Genomic DNA, 20,043 nt, shown 5'->3' on the forward strand with positions numbered 1-20,043 from the left:
CGTGAGACGCAAATTCCTGCTGCTGCTGGAAATGAGCTTGATCCTCGCCGGCCTGGCATTGGGCTGGGCCGCCTGGAAGGTCAACTCGGTCCTGGAGCAGCCGCTGCAAGTGGCACAGGAGCGCATGCTCGACGTGCCCAATGGCACGACGCCAAACCGTATGTTCTACCGGATGCAGGGCGAAGGCCTGCTCGACGATCCGTTGTGGCTGCGCCTGTACTGGCGTTTCAACATGGCCGGCACGGCGTTGCACACCGGTGAATACCGCCTGACCCCGGGCATGACCGTGGGACAGTTGTTCGATGCCTGGAAGCGTGGCGATGTGGTGCAGTACAACCTCACCCTGGTCGAGGGCTGGACGTTCCGCCAGGTGCGCGCCGCGGTGGCGAAGCATGAAAAGCTCAAGCACACCCTCGAAGGCCTGTCCGATACCGAGGTGATGGACAAGCTTGGTCATACCGGCGTGTTCCCCGAGGGCCGTTTCTTCCCTGACACCTATCGCTTCGTGCGCGGCATGAGCGATGTCGAGTTGTTGCAGCAGGCCTACATGCGCCTGGACGAAGTGCTGGCCAAGGAGTGGGCCGAGCGCAGCACCGACCTGCCGTATCGCGACCCGTACCAGGCGCTGATCATGGCCTCGCTGGTGGAGAAGGAAACCGGCATTCCCCAGGAGCGTGGGCAGATCGCCGGCGTGTTCGTGCGGCGCATGCGCCTGGGCATGATGCTGCAGACCGACCCCACCGTGATCTACGGCATGGGCGAGCGCTACAACGGCAAGATCACCCGCGCCGACCTGCGTGAGCCGACGCCCTACAACACCTACACCATGACCGGCCTGCCGCCGACACCGATCGCCATGGTAGGGCGCGAGGCAATCCACGCCGCGCTGAACCCAAGCGATGGCTCGAGCTTGTACTTCGTCGCCCGTGGCGACGGCAGCCATGTGTTCTCCGATGACCTGGACGATCACAACAGCGCGGTGCGCGAGTTCCAGATCAAGCGGCGGGCGGATTATCGTTCGAGCCCTGCGCCTGTGCCCAAGGAGTCCACGGACGAACCATCATCCGCGCCACCTCCGGTCAATTCCGAGGAGGTGCCGGAAGTGCCGGTGGAGCCTGCGCAGCAGGAGGCTCAGCCTGCGGATCCGTCTCTGCCTCAATGAGTAGGCGGGTCGAGGCTGGCGTCAGGTAAGCGGTGGTGGTGGGAAGGGACTCTGCTTGATCGAGACCGCTGCTCTTTGCCTCGGCAATCGAGGCCAGGAGCATTTGTGCTTTGGCCAGGGCAGGGATGCCATTTTCCGATAGTCCAACCTGCCGAAAGAGTGATAGCAGTTCATCCGCCTGCGGCTCAGTAATGTCAAATGCCAGAACAAGTGCCTGCTTCGCGCTGTCGGCGCTGAGCATGTTCATCTCCACGACACTGGCCATGTGCATCACGGCCATCTTGAGGCTTTTCGTTTGCCTGGCCCGTATGAGTGCACGAGCCGAATACCGTTGAGCGAGGCTTTCCACCTGATCGAGCTTGCAGGTTCGGATGACGGCGTCACCTTCATCGGTCCGTTTGCTGTACAGCCATTTGTCGCTCAGTTCGATGTGGTCTGAGTAGCGTTCGCTATAGGGGTAGAACCATAACAGGTCGGCTTGGCTGGGGTAGCTGCCGGAGGTCCAGCCGCTTGAACGGTTGCGTAGCGGGTCAAAGTTTTTCTTGTAGGAATTGCATATCTTGCAGGTCACGATGAGGTTGTAAGGCTCGTAGGTGAACTGGGGGTAACCGAACGTGTGTTGGCGGTCCTCGAACACGTTACTGCTGCCTTTTGGCTGCTCGCATTTCTTCGATGGGGACTTTGGCAGGATATGGTCAAGTTCGCGATGGCCGACCATGTCCTGCTCGATGACGTTCTGGCAATAGGCGCAGCGGTAGTTCTGCAGTTCCAGAAGTCGTGTCCTGTAGTTTCTCACCGCTGCGGTGATTTCCCATTCGTTTCCTTGGTGCAGCCTGATCGGAGCGAGTAGGGCGTTGTCGGTGACAGTGAAAATGATGGTGTCGAACCACGTCATTGTCGTTCGTCTCCAGCACGCAGTTTCAACTCGTCGGTGATGTCGAGCAAAACGTTGCGCAGCGGGTCATGTACAGGCAGCGTGTCGACATCCTTGAACAGGTCATTGGCGATTATCTTGCATGCATTGTCGTCGAGGCTTTGATTGGAGCGAATAAGCGATAGTGCGTACTCGGCAGTCTTGGTGAATGCCGGTGCCCGAGCCGAGTCGAGTTGGAATACCTCTTGATAGACGTCGGATGCCGTCCAGCCAAAGGTTGAAGCTATTGGTCGAGTGCTGAGTCGGTGAGTGCCATTCTTGTCCGCCTCGGTGTATTCCAGAGTCTGTACGTTCCCCCATTCAGGCGCTACGCCAGAAGCGATCAAGGGCGAGTGCGTTGCGATCACCGCCTGGGTTCCCTGAAATTCTCTCAGAATGCTGTTCAGCATGGGGATGTATTGCAGTTGCCAGGCTGGGTGCAGGCTGTTCTCGGGTTCATCTACGAGCACAAGGCTATGCGGCTTCACGGTGGCACAAAGGCCAGCAAAGCCACAGAGCCAGCTCCATTGTCCAGAGCTCAGGTCTTCGCCCTCCAGGCATTCTTCGGATAGGGTCCGAGGATCGTCAGTTTTTGAGGAGCGGGTGAAAAACGTTTTATCGATTTCGAGAAAGCCCGCATGGAGCAGAAGTTCGAGTTCGGCTGTACCCCACTCCTGCGACGGTCCATTTTCCATTTGAAAGGTGCCGTGCTCAAATTTCAGCGAGGCAGGTGATTTCGACGTGTCGAATCGGTTTGCCAGCTTGAACACACTGAAATGTTCATTGCTGTCGAGCTTCTCAAAAGCTGCGTGCAGGCGAGTATGAAGGTGTGTGAGCCTAGTAGTGCCCAAATATTGCGTTTTGAGTTTCTTCGCGACCTCTTCGAGGATGTCAGAAGCGAAATAGGTAGCCGTATGGTAGCTCTTGACCGCTTTGGCGAATTCTTTTGACAGCTTTAGCTGAATGATGATTTGCGGTTTCAACCCAAGGTGCGAGAAGACACCTTCAAGCAAGTGTTGGCGTTCTGGCAGCAGATCGGCATTTTCCAGCAGTGCGGTGATCAGTGCTCTTTCGCTTTGCCCGGTGCCAGCCATGCCATTGGATGCACGTTGTCCCAGGTACCAGAATTGCCGGGGGGTGTGAGCGCCGAGCAGCGGGCTGCCGACACGAGAGAAGCGGTCGAGTGGTGTTCCGGATATGCAGATAGTGCCACCTGACGGCTTGTCTTGTGGCCACCCTGTGGTCTCGGTCACCACCTTGCGTCTTTTCAGATCTGTGTAAGAGCGCTTGCCCAGCGAGGACTCCATTAGCTGCCTGAGTACGTAGCTCTTTCGGCTGCCGTTCTGACCAATCAACACGGAAATCCAGGCGCGTTGTTCCAAGCGTTGTTCATCACCAAGCGAAATGGAGGCGTGGAGTTTGGAGGACTTGATTTGGAAGTTTGTCAGCATTGTGTGCGATCCATCGTCACTGGGTGTAGGTGAGCAAGCAGTGGCCCATCAAGTGTCTTGAGCTGGCAGGACACCTTATCCGCTCTGCTGAGTAGTCCAGGCCTTGGCCACCTTGCGTTCAAGGTCTGCGATCGTTCCATCATTGATGATCAGGGTATCTTGCTCGTTCAGTTCTATGCCTGACTCGGAGCTATGCGCGTTCACTCGCAGGGCGTCAGGTCGCCGAACATGCCAAATGACACCGTTGTGACTACGCAGGAAACGGGCTTCGTTTTCGAAACGAATGTCCTTGATTATGATGGTATTGATCTGCGCTGGCAGGAAAGGCAGCGGCTTTGGTCGAGTCACTGGCCGCAGCGCCCGCTTGAACAGATAATCCTGGTCCAGTTCAACCGCCTTTTGCGCGATGAACGCAAACGTATCCTGGGGCGCGACTTGCCAGAATGGGTCGATTTGCCTTGAGCAATGCGGGTCCCATGTCTGTTGATCGGTAAAACCAAAAAATGCCTGGGCGGCAAGCCTGATTGGGGCATCCGCCTCGGAAAGCACCGCCAGGGGCGATGGTTGCGCAGATTGTGGTTGTGGCTCGATTGCCCGTTCAGCTCGCATCAGCCAGTGGTCCGAGTTGAAGGCTCGCATCCATTCGGTGCCTACCTGCTGGAAAAACTCGCGTGGGGAGCGTGCCCAGTCATCGAGTTTCTGTTCCTTGAGCGCGTCGGCCCAGGCTTCTTCGTCGGTCAGGCCAAACAATGCCTGGCAGCCCATCTTCAAGGGGTCGGCGAGCGCGTAGGCAGCAACGCCGGGGTATGCGAGCAGCATCGCGGCGACGGTGTCCTTTCCCGATCTGGCAGGGGCGGCCAGGCCGATAATTTTCCTCACGTAGGCTCCGGTGTCTTCAGTGTGATTGCGCAGGTACAATAGAAGGCTTCGGCCCGATTTTAATTTGTCATAGACGATGTTTGCAAAGATCCAGCGCGGCACATTCATATGTGCAAAACATTTCAGGCGTACCGACCATGAGTAAGCAGTACCCCTGGCAGCAGGCGCTCTGGCAGCAACTGGCCGGGCGTGCCCAACACGCCCACGCCTACCTGCTGCACGGCCCCCAGGGCATCGGCAAGCGGGCCCTGGCCGAACGCCTGATGGCGCGGCTGTTGTGCCAGCAGCCACAGGGCCTGGATGCCTGCGGCCAGTGCAAGTCGTGCCTGTTGCTCAAGGCCGGCAGCCACCCGGACAACTTCGTGCTGGAGCCGGAGGAGGCCGACAAGCCGATCAAGATCGACCAGGTGCGTGAACTGGTGTCGTTCGTGGTGCAGACCGCCCAGCAGGGCGGGCGCAAGGTGGTGCTGATCGAGCCGGTGGAGGCAATGAACATCAATGCCTCCAACGCCTTGCTCAAAAGCCTGGAGGAGCCCTCCGGAGACACCGTGCTGTTGCTGGTCAGCCATCAGCCCAGCCGCCTGCTGCCAACCATCAAGAGTCGCTGCCAGCAGGTCGCCTGCCCGCAGCCAAGCCTGGAACAGAGCCGTGCCTGGCTGGCCGGCGCGCTCGAAGGCAGCGACGAACAGGAGCGCGAAGAGCTGCTGACCTTGGCCGCGGGTTCGCCGCTGATGGCGGTCAGCCTGCAGGCCCAGGGCGTGCGTGAGCAGCGGGCGCTGGTTACCGAAGGGGTGAAGAAGCTGCTCAAGCAGCAGCAGTCGCCTACCCAACTGGCCGAAGCCTGGAACACGGTGCCCCTGTTGTTGCTGTTCGACTGGTTCTGCGACTGGTCGCACTTGATCCTGCGTTATCAGTTGACCCAGGACGAAGAGGGTTTAGGCTTGCCCGACATGCGCAAGGTGTTGCAATACCTGGCGCAGAAGAGCCGGCAGGCCAAGGTGCTGGAGGTCCAGGCGTGGATTCTCGAACAGCGCCAGAAGGTGCTGGGCAAGGCCAACCTCAATCGTGTACTGCTGCTCGAAGCGTTGCTCGCCCATTGGGTGCAGCTGCCGGGCATGCGTTGATTTCCACCGCTCCCCTAATGTGTGTCGTGTTCCCATGCTCGTAGATTCCCATTGCCACCTCGACCGTCTCGATCTCAGTGCCCACCAGGGTTCCCTCGATGCCGCCCTGCAGGCGGCCCGCGAGCGTGGGGTGGGGCATTTCCTGTGCATTGGCGTCAGTGCCGAGAATGCCGGTGCGGTCAAGGCGTTGAGCGAGCGTTACGCCGATGTCGATTGCTCGGTGGGCGTGCACCCGCTCGACCTGGCGCCCGGTGAGACGCCGGCCCTGGAGTGGCTGTTGCGTGAACTGGCCCACCCGCACGTGGTGGCCATTGGCGAAACGGGCCTGGACTACCACTACGAGCCGGAAGCCGCCGAATTGCAGCAGGCTTCGTTCCGCCTGCACCTGGAAGCCTCCCGGCAGACTGGCAAGCCGGTCATCGTGCACACCCGTGCGGCGCGTGAGGACACCCTGGCGCTGCTGCGCGAGGCCAGCCTGCCCCAGGCCGGCGTGCTGCATTGCTTCACCGAGGACTGGCCGATGGCCAAGGCCGCGCTGGACCTGGGCTATTACATCTCGTTGTCCGGCATCGTCACCTTTCGTAATGCCGATGCCCTGCGCGAGGTGGCCCGGCAGGTGCCGGTGGACCGCCTGCTGGTGGAGACCGACTCGCCGTACCTGGCGCCGATCCCGCACCGCGGCAAACCGAACCTGCCGCAGTACGTGCGGGAAGTGGCCGAGTACGTGGCGTCGTTGCGCGGTGTGAGCTACGAGCAATTGGCCGCGCAGACCACGGGGAATTTCAAGCGCTTGTTCCCGCTGGCGCGAGTGGCCTGAGGCTTCTGCGCAGCGCCCCCAAGCTTGAGGCCCGGACAAAAAAAACCCGGGTTCTGGGGGGGGAATCCGGGTTAAGACCATTAGGAGTAAAACAAAGGTACACGGTCCCTGGGCACCTTTATCGGCGCGCCACTTGGGGGGGATGTGCCGCGCCAACACTTCAAGTATTGGCCAGGATTGGCGCGCTGCCAGCGGCTGCTGATCGTTTTTTAAACAGATTTGGAATACGTAGGCAGCGCCTTGCGCGATCAATGCATTGCCAATTGGCGGATCTGGCACAGTACTTCGTCGATCAGGCGCTGGTCAGTATAGAAATGTGGGGAAAATCGCACGCCAGGGCCTCGCAGGGCGCACATTACCCCGTTATTGCTCAGGGCTCGATAAATGTCGACGTTGGCCTGGCCGTCAATGCTGAAGTTGACTATCCCTGCCCGTCGTGAAGGATCAGCAGGGCTGTGCACCTGCACGCCGGGGATCGCCAGTAAACCTTGATGCAGTTGCTCGACCCGCAGCTCCAACTGTTCGGCGACCAGCGCCATGCCCACGTCTTCCAGCAGTGACAGGCTCGCTTCCAGCGCGCAGGCGCCGAGCATGTTCGGGCTGCCGCATTCGAAGCGCCGCGCGCTGCGTGCCGGTTGCCACTCGCGGCGCTCGAAGTCGCCGAGGTGTTCCAGCATGTGCCAGCCGTAGGCGTGCAGTTTCAACTGCCTGCGCAGTTCGCTACGGCAATAGAACACGCCCAGCCCCTCTGGGCCGAGCATCCACTTGTGGCCGTCGGCCATGGCGAAGTCGCACTGATAGCGCTGTACATCGAAGGGTAGGGCGCCCACCTGCTGGATCGCGTCTATGCAGAACAGCACGCCGCGCTGGCGGCAGGCGACGCCTAGGCGCGCCAGGTCCAGGCGCAAGCCGCTGGCGAACTGCACGGCGCTGACCGAGAGCAGTCGCGCCCGTGGACCGCAGGCGGCGAGCAACGCCGCTTCCGGATCGGCGCCGGCCAGACTCGCCTCGACCACCTCGACGCCATGGTTGGCCAGCGCTTGCCAGACCACGCGGTTGGAGGGGAACTCCTCGTCGCTGATGACGACCTGGTCGCCGGGCTGCCAGTCCAGGCCGAACGCCACCAGCGACAGCGCCTGGGAGGTATTGCCCACCAGGGCGATATCACCGCTGGTGGGGGCATTGAGCAGGCGTGCCAGGCGTTCGCGCAGGCGTCGCTCGGTGGCCAGCCAGGCCGGATAAGCGCTGGCACCCAGGCGTACATTGTCACGGGCGAAGCTTGCCACGGCCTCGGCGGCCCGGCGTGGCCAGGGGCCTATTGCCGCGTGGTTCAGGTAACACAGGCCCGGGGCCTGCTCGAACTCATCAAGAAACACAGACATGGTTGGAAGATCCGTGCATTTTGCCGCCAGTTAGGCATAATAATCCGCTTCGATTGTCATCCCAGTCCTTCTTATGCAGAAAGAACCTCGCAAGGTCCGTGAGTTTCGCCGTCGCGAACAAGAGATCCTCGACACGGCGCTCAAGCTGTTTCTCGAACAAGGTGAAGACAGCGTCACCGTCGAGATGATCGCCGACGCCGTGGGCATCGGCAAAGGCACGATCTACAAGCACTTCAAGTCCAAGGCGGAGATCTACCTGCGCCTGATGCTCGACTACGAGCGCGACCTGAACGCGCTGCTGCACTCGGCTGACGTCGACCGCGACAAGGAAGCCCTGTCGCGCGCCTACTTCGAGTTCCGCATGCGTGACCCGCAGCGTTACCGGCTGTTCGACCGCCTGGAAGAAAAGGTGGTCAAGGGCAACCAGGTGCCGGAAATGGTCGAGCAGTTGCACAGCATCCGTGCCTCCAACTTTGACCGCCTCACGCAATTGATCAAGGGGCGCATCAGCGAGGGCAAGCTCGAGGACGTACCGCCATACTTCCATTATTGCGCGGCCTGGGCCCTGGTCCATGGCGCCGTGGCGCTGTATCACTCGCCGTTCTGGAGCAATGTGCTCGAGGACCAGGAAGGCTTCTTCCAGTTCCTCATGGACATCGGCGTGCGCATGGGCAACAAGCGCAAGCGCGATCCGGAAGGCGCGAACTAAAGCCATTCCCCCGATGCCTGTCGACCTTCGCCAGGCATCCTCGCTTCAAGGCTTCGACAGGAAGGCTTGCAAAAACCTGATTTTTGAGTCAGGTTTTGCCGGCCCGATTCATCCATGCCGGAGTCATCCATGATCGTCGATCGTCAAGGCAGGCGCTTTCGCAACCTGCGCGTCAGCCTGACTGCTGCCTGCAACTATGCCTGCACCTACTGCGTGCCTGACGGCAAGCGCCTGGTGGCGGCGCAGGACGAGCTCACGGCGGATGCCCTGGCCCGCGGCGTGGCGTACCTGGTCGAGGCGGCCGGAGTGGAGCGGCTGCGCATCACCGGTGGCGAGCCGCTGGTGAGCCCGCGCCTGGAGGCTTTCCTCGGCGCGGTGGCCGGGCTGGGGCTCGAGGACATCAGCCTGACCACCAACGGCCAGTTGCTCGCCCGCAAGCTCCCGCTGCTGCGCGACGCAGGTATCCGCCGGCTCAACGTCTCGCTCGACACCCTCGATGCCACGGCCTTTCGCCGTATCGCCCGGGGCGGCGACCTGGCCAGCGTGCTGACGGGCATGGCCCAGGCCAGTGACGCGGGGATGGCGATCAAGGTCAACATGGTGCCCATGCGCGGGCAGAACCTCGACCAGGTGCTGCCGCTGCTCGACTATTGCCTTGAGCGCGGCTACGAGCTGCGTTTCATCGAGCTGATGCGCATGGGCCACCTGGCGCGTGATGGCAACGCCTTCCTGCAGCAGTTCGTAGGCCTGGAGCAACTGCTGGCGCTGATCGGGCAGTCCCATGCCTATGAACAGGCGCCACGCCCGTTGGATGCCACGGCCTTGCGCTATCGCATTCCCGGCAAAGGTCATTTCGGGGTGATCGCCAACGAGAGCGTGCCATTCTGCCGCAGTTGTTCGCGCCTGCGCCTGTCGTCCACCGGCTGGCTGCATGGTTGCCTGTCGTCGAGTAACCGTCATTTTGTCGGGGACCTGCTCGACAAGCCCCGTCATCAAGCGCTTCCGGCATTGCAGCGGCTACTGGTGAAGGCCCTGGCGGACAAGCAGGATGTGGCATTTTCCGGCGATGTGATGGTGATGAAGGTGATCGGCGGCTGACTCTGGCGCAAAAGCTGCATCCTGCGGCTATTCGCCGGTTTTTCGTCACCGGTTTCTGGAGGAAAGATGCGTAGCCTGGTCTTGCTGCTGGCGCTGATGGCGTTGGGCGGCTGCATGAATGTCAGCGATATGGGCGAGGGCGTCCGTTACCACATGAGTGATGCGGGCCTGCTGGATCACAGCGACACCACCCGTACCCTGTCGATCCGCCTGCAGCCGGACTCGTTCATCTTCATCGGCCAGGGCGCCTTCGTGCCACCGGGCAAGGGGCCGGTGCCACGGCAGAACGCAGTGGCCGAGGAGGCCTTCAAGAGTTTCGTCGAATACTTCCCGCTGGTGCGCCGTGCCCAAGGCCCGCTGGGGCTGGAGGACGCAATCGCCGAGGCCCGTTCGGTCGGCGCCGATTACGTGCTGTACACCCGTTTCGCCCGCACCGACGACCGTATCGGCAACGGTGACGAATGGTACGACGAGCAGGCCGTCGACCGCCTGGGCTGGGACCGTGGCGTGGTACAGATGATGTTGATCGAGACCAGCACCCGTTATCTGATCGATACGGCGCGGATCAAGAGCCGCGGCGGTTTGTTGACGTTCCACGACAACACGCCACAGGATTTGCTTGCCGCGCCAATGCGCGAGTACGCTCGTAGCCTCCTGGGCATGAGCAACTGAGCGAGCGAGTCATGAGCGATTCCGGCAAGGCCAGCGATCTGCTGGCGCAGATCCCCGCGCACAAGGGGCTGCCCCCGGTGCACCTGTGGAACCCGGATTTCTGCGGCGACATCGACATGCGCATCGCGCGTGACGGCACCTGGTACTACCTGGGCACGCCGATTGGCCGCAAGCCCATGGTGCGGCTGTTCTCCACCATCATTCGCCGCGATGGCGACGACTACTTCCTGGTCACGCCGGTGGAGAAGGTCGGTATCACGGTGGATGACGCGCCGTTCGTGGCTGTGCTGCTCGACGTGCAGGGCAGTGGCGAGCAGCAGGTATTGCGCTTCACCAGCAACGTCGAGGATCAGGTCGAGGCCGGGCCGGACCATCCGCTGCGGGTCGAGCTCGATCCGGTCACCCAAGAGCCTTCGCCCTATGTGCTGATGCGCGGCAATCTCGAGGCGTTGGTCCATCGCAACGTGTTCTACCAGTTGGTGGAGCTGGCGGTGCCGCGCGAGATCGACGGGGAGGAGTGGCTTGGGGTTTGGAGCCGGGGCACGTTCTATCCGATTGGGCGTGCTGCCTGACGATGGCGTTTTCGGGGCCGCCCAGCCCCATCGATGCGTGTTCTTGCTCTTGACCGGCCGGACCCTATACTCCAAGTCCCCAAGAACAACAGCAAGGAGCCCGGGCCATGTCACTGGAAAAGCAAGGCAGTTGCCTGTGCGGCAAAACCCGACTGCGTATCACGCTCGAGAATAACCATGTCAGCGCTTGCCATTGCAGCATGTGCCGCAAATGGACCGGCGGCCCGCTGCTGGCAGTGCAATGCACCAAGCCCCCAGCCATCGAAGGCCCGACCCCCATCGCCTATGACTCCTCTCCCTGGGCCCAGCGCGGCTTCTGCGGCCAGTGCGGCACGCACCTGTTCTACCGCCTGAAAGAGAGCGACCTGTACGTCGTACCGGTCGGCCTGCTGGATGGCGAGCAAGACTGGAGCTTCACCGAGCAGATATTCGTCGACGAACAGCCCGCCTGGTATTGCTTCAAGAACGAGACCAGGAACCTCACCGGTCAACAGGTCTTCGATCAGTTCGCCCCCACCTGACACGGCTCGTCTTGCCAAACCTGCGCATTCCTGAGAAAACGGCGGCCACGAAAAACCGCTTCGAGGAACCTGCCATGAGCAGTGAGCTGCAAGTCATCGATCTACAGGAAGGCGACGGCAAGGCCGTGGTCAAGGGTGCGCTGATCACCACCCAGTACCGCGGCACCCTGGCCGACGGCAGCGAGTTCGATTCCTCATGGGCGCGTGGCAAACCCTTTCAGTGCGTCATCGGTACCGGCCGGGTGATCAAGGGCTGGGACCAGGGCCTGATGGGCATGCGCGTGGGTGGCAAGCGCAAGCTGCAGGTACCGGCGCACCTGGGTTATGGCGAACGCTCGGTCGGTGCGATTCCGCCGAATTCGGACCTTACGTTCGAGATCGAATTGCTGGAAGTGCTGACCCGCGACGACTGAACCGCCTGTAATACTTCAGCAACACCGATGCGCTAAGGTGCTGATTGTCCAAGGAAGGTATGTGCAGTCATGGAGGAACCAAACGGGCCGCAGGCACTCTGAGCCTCACTCGCTGCCAAGGATGGCGATCACGACAGGGACATGTGGCGGGGCAACCCGATATCCAGTGCCACATAGAGCCCGCCCTGTATGAAGCTGCCAGCCTTCCTTCGCCGTCGCCGCCACCTGCTGTTGAGCCTGACGCTCGTCGCCGCCGCCGTGCCGCTGGCCCTGGATGTGGTCGAAAGCCGGGCGCAACCGGTCGACGGGACACAGACCCTGGTGTTCCTGCGTCACGCCGAGAAACCCGGCGAGGGTCTCGGGCAGTTGAACTGCCAGGGCTTGAACCGGGCCCTGGATCTGGCCACCCTGTTGCCCGAGCGTTTCGGTGATGCCGACTACGTCTTCGCCGCCAACCCTTCACGAGGTGTCGAGGAGGGCAGCCAGGATGAGCGCTACAGTTATATCCGCCCGCTGATGACCATCAGCCCCGCCGCCATCCGCCTCGGTTTGCCGGTCAACATCGACTACGGCGCCAATGACACAGCCGCGCTGGCCGATGAACTGCTCAGTGACAAGTACCGCAATGCGACGGTCTACACGGCCTGGTCACGGGGGTATCTGCCGGAGCTGATCAACACCGTGGCCGGCAAGGCCCTGGGTGAAGACCGGGTGCTCACCGAGGACTGGCACCGCGACGATTTCGACTCCCTGTACGTGCTCACGCTGACCTGGCGCGATGGCAAGGCGACCCTGCTCAGCCGTAACGTGCGCCAGGGCCTGGATAACGGCGAGTCTGGCTGCCCGACCTGAGCTGCTGTTACTGTCTGGCTTTCTGGGCCGGGCAGGGATGTGCCGATGGAGCGGGTAACGGTGATCGGTGGCGGCGTGGTCGGGCTGGCCACGGCCTATGCACTGGTGCGCGAAGGCTGGCAGGTCGACCTGGTCGAAGCTCGCGATAGCTTGGCCAGCGCGACCAGCTTCGCCAATGGTGGGCAGTTGTCATATCGCTACGTGGCGCCGCTGGCTGATGCCGGGGTGCCATGGCAAGCGCTGGGCTGGCTGTTGCGGGGCGACTCGCCGTTACGGCTGCGGCTACGTTTGGATACCGCGCAGTGGCGCTGGCTGGCGGCCTTCGTCATGGCCTGCCGTACCCGGGTCAATCGGCGCAATGCCGCCCAGTTGCTGGATCTGGCCTTGCAAAGCCAGGCCGTTCTCGCCCGCTGGCGTGAAGAGGACGGCCTCGATGGCTTCGCCTGGCGCCGCAATGGCAAGCTGGTCGCGTTTCGAACACAGCGTGCATTCGAGCACGGCCGCCAACACTTGCTGGATCCCGACACGCAACGGGTCCTGAATGCCGCCGATCTGCGCGGGCTCGACCCGGCGCTTGCCGAAGCCCCTTTCGTGGGCGGCGTGTTCACTGCGCACGAGGAGGTCGCCGACTGCCACCGCTTCTGCCTGCGCCTGGCCGAGCGCCTGCAGGCGTCAGGACAGTGCCGGTTGCTGTTGGGGCGGCCGGTGACCCGGCTGATACCGCGCGACGAGCGTGTGGTCGCGCTGGAGCTGGGCGGTGAAAGGCTGGAGGTGCAGCGCCTGGTGCTCAGCGCCGGGCACCGTAGCGCCGGCCTGGCCTTGCCCGGCTTGCAGCTGCCGGTCTACCCATTGAAGGGCTACAGCCTGACCGCGCCGGTCGGTGCCACGCACCGGGCGCCCGAGGTGAGCATCACCGACTACGAACGCAAGATTGTCTATGCCCGATTGGACGATCAACTGCGGGTGGCGGCGATGGTAGACATCGTCGGTTATGACGAGGCGGTGGACGCCGGCAGGCTCGCGAGCATGCGCCGGTTGGCGCGCGAGACCCTGCCGCAGGCCGCTGACTACGGGCAAGCGGTGGAGTGGGCGGGGATGCGGCCGGCGACGCCGACCGGGGTGCCGATCATCGAGGCCACGCGGTATCGCAACCTTTGGCTGAACCTGGGGCATGGCGCGCTGGGGTTCACCTTGGCGTGTGGCAGTGGCGAGCGGCTGGCGAGGCTGTTGCGCTGACCTTGTTGGCCTCATCGCGGGGCAAGTCGGGTCGCCGCATCGCCGCTCCCACGGATTGCTTTTGGCGCTGGGGGAGTGGGCTTGCTACTGGCAGATCAGCGCCCGAAGCGCATCGGCCAGCCCACCACCTTCTTCACCCTCGGCGTGGCATAGGTACGCACCTTGGAGGTGCTCAGCCCCATCCGCACCAGCGATTCAGCGATGGTCACCGCCGCGCTCACGCCGTCCACCACCGGCACCCCGGTGCGCTGGCGAATCTGCTCGTCGAGCCCGGCCATGCCGCCGCAACCCAGGCAGATCACCTCGGCCTTGTCCTCGCGCACGGCACGCTCGGCCTGCTCGACGATGGCTTCCACCGCACGCCGTGGATCGGCTTCCAGTTCCAGCACCGCCAGGCCGCTGGCGCGCACCGAGGCGCAGCGCTCGTATAGCCCGGACAGTTTCAGGCGGTCCTCGATCAACGGCACGGTGCGGTCCAGCGTGGTCACTACCGAGTAGGCGTGGCCCAGGTACATGGCGGTGCTGGCGGCGGCATCGGTGATGTCCACCACCGGCACGTCCAGCAGCTCCTGCAGGCCTTCGCGACCATGCTCGCCATAGCCGGCCTGGATCACTGCATCGAAGGGCTGGTCATAGGCCAGCACCCGATCCATCACCGCGATGGCGGCCAGGTAGCTTTCAAAATTGCCCTCCACCGACTCGGCGCCGAACCACGGGGTCAGGCCGACGATCTCGGTGCCGGGCGCGGCCACGCTGCGCGCCTGTTCGGCAATGGCCTCGGTGATGGCGGCGGTGGTGTTGACGTTGGCGATCAGAATACGCATGACGGATCTTCCTGAATTCAGTGGCTGCTGTGGTCGACGGCGATGCATTCGCCGCTGACGTCGTGGTACTGGACGTGGCGCGGCGCGATCAGCAGGTACACGGCGGCGGCGATGCCGGCACCGATCAGCCACGAGAACGGCGCGACGCTTTGGAAGTTGGGCACCAGGGCCAGGACGATGGCCAGCAGCGCGGCGGGGATGAATGCCGCCACGGCGCGCAGGTTGATGCCCTTGGTGTAGTGATAGGCGCCGGCGGGGTTCTCGCTGTACAGCTCGGGCACATTGATGCGGCCCCTGCGCAGCAGCCAGTAGTCGGCCATGATCACCCCGTACAGCGGGCCGAGCAGGGCGCCGAGGCCGGAGAGGAAGTACACGATCACCAGCGGGCTGTTGTACAGGTTCCACGGCAGGATCAGCACCGCCAGGGTGGCGCTGATCAGCCCGGCGCGGCGGAAGTTCAGATGCCGCGGCGCCAGGTTGCTGAGCACGAAGGCCGGGGCGACGAAGTTGGCCATGATGTTCACCGCCACGGTGACGATCAGGAAGGCCAGGCAACCGAGCACCAGGAACGCGGTGTTGGGGATGCTGGCGACGATCTGCGTCGGGCTGTCGATGATCTGGCCGTTGATCTGGAACTGCGCGCCGCACAGCACCACGGTGATCGCCGCGAACACCAGGATGTTCACCGGCAGGCCCCAGAAGTTGCCGACGCGGATGGTCTTGCGGCATGGCGAGCTGCGGGCGAAGTCGCAGAAGTTGAGCACCAGGGTGCCGTAGATCGCCAGCCACAGCGCGCCGCCGGCGAAGATGTTGCGCCACATCTCGTAGCCGCTCAGGGGCTCGGCCACCGACCAGGCAATACGCGCATCGGCCTTGAAGTACATGAACACGGCGAGGCTGGCCACGGTGAGCAGGATTACCGGCCCGGCGAACGCCTCGTAGCGGCGCACCATTTCCATGCCGTAGGCGAGGATTACCAGCTGCACCAGCCAGATCGCCACGAAGCACACCCAGCCCAGGCTCGACAGGCCGAGAATGCTGTCGTGATCGAAGGCCGCCACCTGCGGCCACACCGCGGTCAGCAGCACGCGCAGCACCACCGAGGCCAGGTAGGTCTGGATGCCGAACCAGGCGATGGCGATCACCGCGCGGATCAGCGCCGGGATCTGCGCGCCGTGGATGCCGAAGGCGATACGGCTGATTACCGGGAACGGCACGCCGGTCTTCTGCCCCATGTAGCCGGACAGGTTCATGAAGAAGTACACCAGCGCCGCGCCGATCGCCAGCGACAGGAGGATCTGCCAGCCGCCCAGGCCCAGGGCGAACAGCCCCATGGCGAACGAGTAGTTGGCGATATTGTGCACATCGTTGGTCCACAGCGCGAAGATGCTGTAGCCGCCCCAGCGGCGGCCCGCAAGTTTGGTCGGGGCGAGGTCGCGGTTGTGCAGGCGTGGGCTCAGTTCAAGGTCGGCCGGGTGGCCTTCGAGGCTGGTGGTCGAGGGATGGGTGCTGGCAACGGAAAGTTCAGGGGCAAGGGGGAGGCTGCTACTCATTCCGGCGGCTCCTGATGCGCGTGACTGCGATGAGCGGGCGCTGGCGCACGGGCTCGCCATCTCGTCGGTGCAGGCGTTGGCATCACTGGGTTCTGGGCGCAACGGCCGCCGATGGGGCGGCGCTGCGAGTTCTTGTGTATTTATGTTTTGTTGAATTTGTATACAAAACACGGACACACAAAAGCCAGTTCCATGCCAGCGATCAACTCGCTTTCAGGTTGCCATTATTTTGAATCTATGTATTTGAAAGATAAGTTAATGAAATAAAGGAAATATAAACTGACCAAATGAACAGGTTATATTTTTTGTCGGGTCTGTTAGTTGATCGAATGGTCAGATCTAGTTGATTGAAGTGTGTAACCTAATGGGGCGTTACCTGTGAGAAGTGCACACAAAAATGGCACCTATGGTGACATTTTTGTGTACATGTTTTTCTCGCGGCCCTTGGCCTTATGGCTGGTAATCCCGTCGCGTGGGAGCGGGCTTGCCCCGCGATAGGGCCTGCAACTGCAAAACCTCACTCACGCCATCGGCGGCAACCGCCGCTTCACCGGCGTCTTCTTGATGATCGCCGTGTTGGTCTCGGCCAGCACATTCAGTCGGTCGAGCAGCGTGTCCAACTCCTCCATCGAGCGCACATGCAGGCGGGCGATGAAGCAGTCCTCGCCGGTCACCTTGTCGCACTCGGTGAACTCGGGGATGGCGACGATCTGCCGTTCCACCTCCTGCAGCTGCCCCGGCAGCGGGCGAATGCGCACGATTGCCTGCAACTGGTAGCCGAAACAGCGCGGGTCCACCTCTACCGTGTAGCCGCGCAGCACGCCGCGCTCCTCCAGGCGGCGCAGGCGCTCGCTGACGCTGGGCGCCGACAGGCCGCTGATCTGCGCCAGGGCCTTGAGCGAGCGGCGCGAGTCCTCCATCAGGGCGTTTATCAGTAACTGGTCGATGGCATCGGTCATGGCGGCCTCGTTAGGCAATTTTCAAGATCTGCCTTGATAGTAAAGGCGCAAGCCCAGATATGCCTTGGTTATCCGCTGGAAGGTCACCTTCAACCCTCCGCATACTGTGCCCATCGTCGACAGGAGGTGTGAGATGGACAATGCGTTGCGCCGTGGTTCGCTGGAAATGATCGCCGCCATGCTGATCTCCGGGACCATCGGCTGGTTCGTGCTGGTGTCCGGGCAACCGGTGCTGGAGGTGGTGTTCTGGCGCTGTGTGTTCGGTGCTGGCACCTTGCTACTGATCTGCGCGGCCATGGGCTTTCTCAAGCCGGGGGTGCTGACCCGCGCCACCTTCTTGCTGGCGGTGGTCAGCGGGGTGGCGATAGTCGGTAACTGGGTACTGCTGTTCGCCTCCTACTCGCGGGCATCGATCGCCATCGGTACCGCAGTGTACAACGTCCAGCCGTTCATGTTGGTGGGGCTGGCGGCGCTGTTCCTGGGCGAGAAGATCACCCTGGCCAAGCTGACCTGGCTGAGCGTGGCGTTCCTCGGCATGCTCGCCATCGTCAGCGCTCATGGCGCGGGGCAGGCCAATGGCGAGGAGTACCTGCTGGGTATCCTTCTGGCGCTGGGCGCCGCGTTCCTGTATGCCGTGGCAGCGCTGATCATCAAGCGCCTGACCGGCACGCCGCCGCACCTGATCGCGCTGATCCAGGTAAGTACCGGCGTATTGCTGCTGGCGCCCTGGGTAACGCTTGGCGGGCTGTCGGGTGAGCTGCCGGCGCTTGGCAGCCTGGTGACGCTGGGGATCGTGCATACCGGGTTGATGTACGTGCTGCTGTACAGCGCCATCCAGCGCCTGCCCACGGCGTTGACCGGAGCGTTGTCGTTCATCTACCCGATTGCCGCGATCCTGGTCGACTGGGTGGCGTTCGACCATCGTCTGGCGCCGTTGCAATGGCTTGGGGTGGGGCTGATTCTGCTGGCGGCGGCGGGCATGCAGCAGGGGTGGTGGTTTCGTGCTGCCGCCAAGCCCGCCCAGCAGCGCTGAATCAGGGGTCAGGAAGAATCCTATATGCGAAAAAGAATTATCCTATAGGTGGCAGATTGATGTCGTATTGATGGCTCATGGCTGGTCTTGTACCCTTCGCAGCCGTTTCGCAGTGATGCGATCAGTTTTCACGTGATGGACCATCTCGTATGCCCCTCGTTCTTCGCGCCCTGGCTGTCAACTTGGCGCTGCTGCCGCTGTTTGCCAGCGCGGCTCCGTTCCAGTCTCCCGGTGACCGTGACCTGATCCGTGACCGTCAGGAAAACCTGTTGCAAGAGCAGCGCAGGCGTCTTGAAGAGTTGCAGCAGTTAACTGGCAAACAGGTTGCGCCAGCGCCTGTCGCGCCCACCGAGCAAGGACGCTGCTTCCAGATCCAGCGCATCGACCTGCAAGGCGCCAGCCTGCTCGACGAGCCACAGCGCAAGGCGCTGCTCGAAGGCTACGAAGGCAAGTGCCTGCAGGTCGGCCAGCTCAACGAGCTGCTCAAGCGCATCACCGACCATTACCTGAACCGTGGCTACCTGACCACCCGGGCCTACCTGCCCCAGCAGGACCTGGGCTCCGGCGTGCTGCAGATCATCATTGTCGAAGGCCGCCTGGAAGGGCTGGACGGCTCCGCCCTGGCCAGCCCCCGGGAAATGGCCATGGCCTTCCCCGGCAAGACTGGCGAGGTACTCAACCTGCGCGACATGGAGCAGATGGTCGACCAGCTCGGTCGTTTGCCCTCGCGCCAGGTCGAGGTGGAGCTGGTGCCCGGCCAGGAGGTCGGCGGCAGTCGCGTGCAGCTCAAGGGCCAGCGTGACAAGCCCTGGCGGGTCTCGGCCAGCCGTCACAACAACGGCGACGCCAGCAGCGGCGAGCAGCAGATGAACCTTGGCCTGGAGTGGGACAGCCCACTGGGCCTGGCCGATCAGTTGAGCCTGCGTGGCGGGCGCGATGTGGTCAGCGACCACTGGCGCCACTCCGACAGCCATGGCCTGAACTACAGCCTGCCGTGGGGCTGGTGGACCTTCAACTACAGCTACAACCACAACTACTACCGCACCCGCGACACCTCCAGCGGTTTCCCCTTCAAGCTCGACGGCGACAACAGCGTGCACCAGTTCCAGGCCGAACGGGTGATCCACCGCGACAGCCTGAGCAAGACCGCGGTCAATGTCGGCGTCAGCCACCTGCGGGCGCGCAACTACCTGGACGACACCCTGATCGACGTCTCCAGCACCCGTATCACCGAGCGCCAGCTGGGCGTCAACCACGGTCGTCGCATCGGCAATGCCTTCGTCAACCTCGATGCCGGCTGGCAGCAGGGTATCGGCGCGCTCGACGCCCAGGGAGCGGGCGATCCGCGCGGCAACGAACCGGTGGCGCGCTACAACAAGTACACCCTCACCCTGAGCTATCTGCAGCCGTTCCAGCTGTGGGGCGAGCAGTTCAGCTTCGACAGCCTGGCCACCGGCCAGCGCAGCGAGGATGCCCTCTACAGCGGCCAGCGCATCAGCGTCGGCGGGCTTACTTCGGTGCGCGGTTTCAAGGAGCAGACCCTCACCGGCGACAGCGGCGGCTACTGGCGCAACCAGTTGCGCTGGCGCCGGCCGGTCACCTGGGCGCCGCTGCAGCCCTGGCTGCGCGAATACGGCATGGCGTTCGCCTACGACGCGGGGGTGATCAAGGGCCAGCACGGTAACGGCCAGGACCATGGCCGCCTGAGCGGCAATGCCCTGGAGTTCAACGTGCGCGGCCAGTACTTCGCCGCCAGCGCGACCTTCGCCCGTTCGCTGGAGCGCCCCGACGTCATCACCCGCCGTGAACACCCGATCTATTTCCGTGTCGACGCGTTCTTCTGAGCCCCGACCCGCCCTTTGCCCGTGACACC

The 20,043-nt window shown here is 62.8% G+C and carries 20 protein-coding genes; 13 read left to right on the top strand and 7 right to left on the bottom strand.

Going from position 1 to position 20,043, the window contains the following annotated elements; all coding sequences use genetic code 11:
* Window position 1: 1 nt before the first annotated feature.
* A complete protein-coding gene (mltG, locus tag ACZ9C1_RS00180) occupies window positions 2-1,162 on the top strand; it encodes an endolytic transglycosylase MltG (protein ID WP_277503244.1) in 1,161 nt (386 codons plus the stop codon).
* Here mltG and ACZ9C1_RS00185 read toward each other — a convergent pair.
* From ACZ9C1_RS00185 to ACZ9C1_RS00195, 3 genes are all read right to left on the bottom strand, one after another.
* Window positions 1,080-2,057: an HNH endonuclease gene (locus tag ACZ9C1_RS00185; protein WP_476253360.1), complete on the bottom strand. Its 978-nt coding sequence runs from the start codon at window positions 2,055-2,057 to the stop codon at window positions 1,080-1,082. The two genes, mltG and ACZ9C1_RS00185, sit on opposite strands and share 83 nt — an antisense overlap.
* Window positions 2,054-3,526 carry an AAA family ATPase gene (locus ACZ9C1_RS00190; RefSeq protein ID WP_277503246.1) on the bottom strand — a complete coding sequence of 491 codons (1,473 nt, stop codon included), beginning with the start codon at window positions 3,524-3,526 and terminating at the stop codon, window positions 2,054-2,056. Before ACZ9C1_RS00190 ends, ACZ9C1_RS00185 begins: the two co-directional genes overlap by 4 nt.
* A gap of 75 nt (window positions 3,527-3,601) precedes the next feature.
* A complete protein-coding gene (locus ACZ9C1_RS00195) occupies window positions 3,602-4,513 on the bottom strand; it encodes a deoxynucleotide monophosphate kinase family protein (RefSeq protein ID WP_256582683.1) in 912 nt (303 codons plus the stop codon).
* A gap of 29 nt (window positions 4,514-4,542) precedes the next feature.
* Here ACZ9C1_RS00195 and ACZ9C1_RS00200 point away from each other — a divergent pair, with 29 nt between their 5' ends.
* On the top strand, window positions 4,543-5,529 hold the full coding sequence (locus ACZ9C1_RS00200) for a DNA polymerase III subunit delta' (RefSeq protein WP_277503247.1): 987 nt from the start codon (window positions 4,543-4,545) through the stop codon (window positions 5,527-5,529).
* A 34-nt stretch (window positions 5,530-5,563) separates the two neighbouring features.
* Complete coding sequence (locus ACZ9C1_RS00205; protein ID WP_102683581.1) at window positions 5,564-6,346, top strand: TatD family hydrolase; 783 nt, start codon at window positions 5,564-5,566, stop codon at window positions 6,344-6,346.
* 248 nt (window positions 6,347-6,594) lie between these two features.
* On the opposite strand, the gene ACZ9C1_RS00210 is transcribed toward ACZ9C1_RS00205, so the two are convergent.
* Window positions 6,595-7,728 carry an aminotransferase class V-fold PLP-dependent enzyme gene (locus ACZ9C1_RS00210; protein ID WP_277503248.1) on the bottom strand — a complete coding sequence of 378 codons (1,134 nt, stop codon included), beginning with the start codon at window positions 7,726-7,728 and terminating at the stop codon, window positions 6,595-6,597.
* Between the two features lie 73 nt (window positions 7,729-7,801).
* On the opposite strand from ACZ9C1_RS00210, the gene ACZ9C1_RS00215 reads away from it, so the two are divergent.
* From ACZ9C1_RS00215 to ACZ9C1_RS00250, 8 genes are all read left to right on the top strand, one after another.
* Window positions 7,802-8,437 (top strand): TetR/AcrR family transcriptional regulator, encoded by a 636-nt coding sequence (locus ACZ9C1_RS00215; protein ID WP_023630645.1) that lies wholly within the window; start codon window positions 7,802-7,804, stop codon window positions 8,435-8,437.
* Between the two features lie 129 nt (window positions 8,438-8,566).
* Window positions 8,567-9,535, top strand: a complete 969-nt coding sequence (locus ACZ9C1_RS00220; RefSeq protein WP_139672613.1) for a GTP 3',8-cyclase MoaA — start codon at window positions 8,567-8,569, stop codon at window positions 9,533-9,535.
* Window positions 9,536-9,601: 66 nt separating this feature from the next.
* Window positions 9,602-10,207, top strand: a complete 606-nt coding sequence (locus tag ACZ9C1_RS00225) for a DUF4823 domain-containing protein (protein WP_023629097.1) — start codon at window positions 9,602-9,604, stop codon at window positions 10,205-10,207.
* Window positions 10,208-10,218: 11 nt separating this feature from the next.
* Entirely contained in the window at window positions 10,219-10,779 is a 561-nt protein-coding gene (locus ACZ9C1_RS00230; RefSeq protein WP_111532699.1) for a DUF1285 domain-containing protein, read from the top strand.
* Window positions 10,780-10,886: 107 nt separating this feature from the next.
* Window positions 10,887-11,300, top strand: a complete 414-nt coding sequence (locus ACZ9C1_RS00235) for a GFA family protein (RefSeq protein WP_277503249.1) — start codon at window positions 10,887-10,889, stop codon at window positions 11,298-11,300.
* A 74-nt stretch (window positions 11,301-11,374) separates the two neighbouring features.
* The gene (locus tag ACZ9C1_RS00240) at window positions 11,375-11,713 is read left to right on the top strand and encodes an FKBP-type peptidyl-prolyl cis-trans isomerase (RefSeq protein ID WP_023629100.1); all 339 of its coding nucleotides are present in this window, start codon (window positions 11,375-11,377) and stop codon (window positions 11,711-11,713) included.
* Window positions 11,714-11,902: 189 nt separating this feature from the next.
* Complete coding sequence (locus ACZ9C1_RS00245) at window positions 11,903-12,565, top strand: histidine phosphatase family protein (protein ID WP_102683575.1); 663 nt, start codon at window positions 11,903-11,905, stop codon at window positions 12,563-12,565.
* Window positions 12,566-12,610: 45 nt separating this feature from the next.
* The gene (locus ACZ9C1_RS00250) at window positions 12,611-13,801 is read left to right on the top strand and encodes a D-amino acid dehydrogenase (protein WP_277503250.1); all 1,191 of its coding nucleotides are present in this window, start codon (window positions 12,611-12,613) and stop codon (window positions 13,799-13,801) included.
* Between the two features lie 95 nt (window positions 13,802-13,896).
* Here the strand turns inward: ACZ9C1_RS00250 and ACZ9C1_RS00255 are convergent, their stop codons facing one another.
* From ACZ9C1_RS00255 to ACZ9C1_RS00265, 3 genes are all read right to left on the bottom strand, one after another.
* Window positions 13,897-14,625, bottom strand: a complete 729-nt coding sequence (locus ACZ9C1_RS00255; protein ID WP_277503251.1) for an aspartate/glutamate racemase family protein — start codon at window positions 14,623-14,625, stop codon at window positions 13,897-13,899.
* A gap of 17 nt (window positions 14,626-14,642) precedes the next feature.
* The gene (locus ACZ9C1_RS00260; protein ID WP_102683572.1) at window positions 14,643-16,178 is read right to left on the bottom strand and encodes an NCS1 family nucleobase:cation symporter-1; all 1,536 of its coding nucleotides are present in this window, start codon (window positions 16,176-16,178) and stop codon (window positions 14,643-14,645) included.
* Window positions 16,179-16,699: 521 nt separating this feature from the next.
* On the bottom strand, window positions 16,700-17,137 hold the full coding sequence (locus tag ACZ9C1_RS00265) for an Lrp/AsnC family transcriptional regulator (protein ID WP_476253361.1): 438 nt from the start codon (window positions 17,135-17,137) through the stop codon (window positions 16,700-16,702).
* A gap of 133 nt (window positions 17,138-17,270) precedes the next feature.
* On the opposite strand from ACZ9C1_RS00265, the gene ACZ9C1_RS00270 reads away from it, so the two are divergent.
* Entirely contained in the window at window positions 17,271-18,170 is a 900-nt protein-coding gene (locus ACZ9C1_RS00270; protein ID WP_476253362.1) for a DMT family transporter, read from the top strand.
* 149 nt (window positions 18,171-18,319) lie between these two features.
* On the top strand, window positions 18,320-20,014 hold the full coding sequence (locus ACZ9C1_RS00275) for a ShlB/FhaC/HecB family hemolysin secretion/activation protein (RefSeq protein WP_277503260.1): 1,695 nt from the start codon (window positions 18,320-18,322) through the stop codon (window positions 20,012-20,014).
* Window positions 20,015-20,043: the final 29 nt, after the last annotated feature.

Source organism: Pseudomonas sp. TE21435, assembly GCF_056279265.1.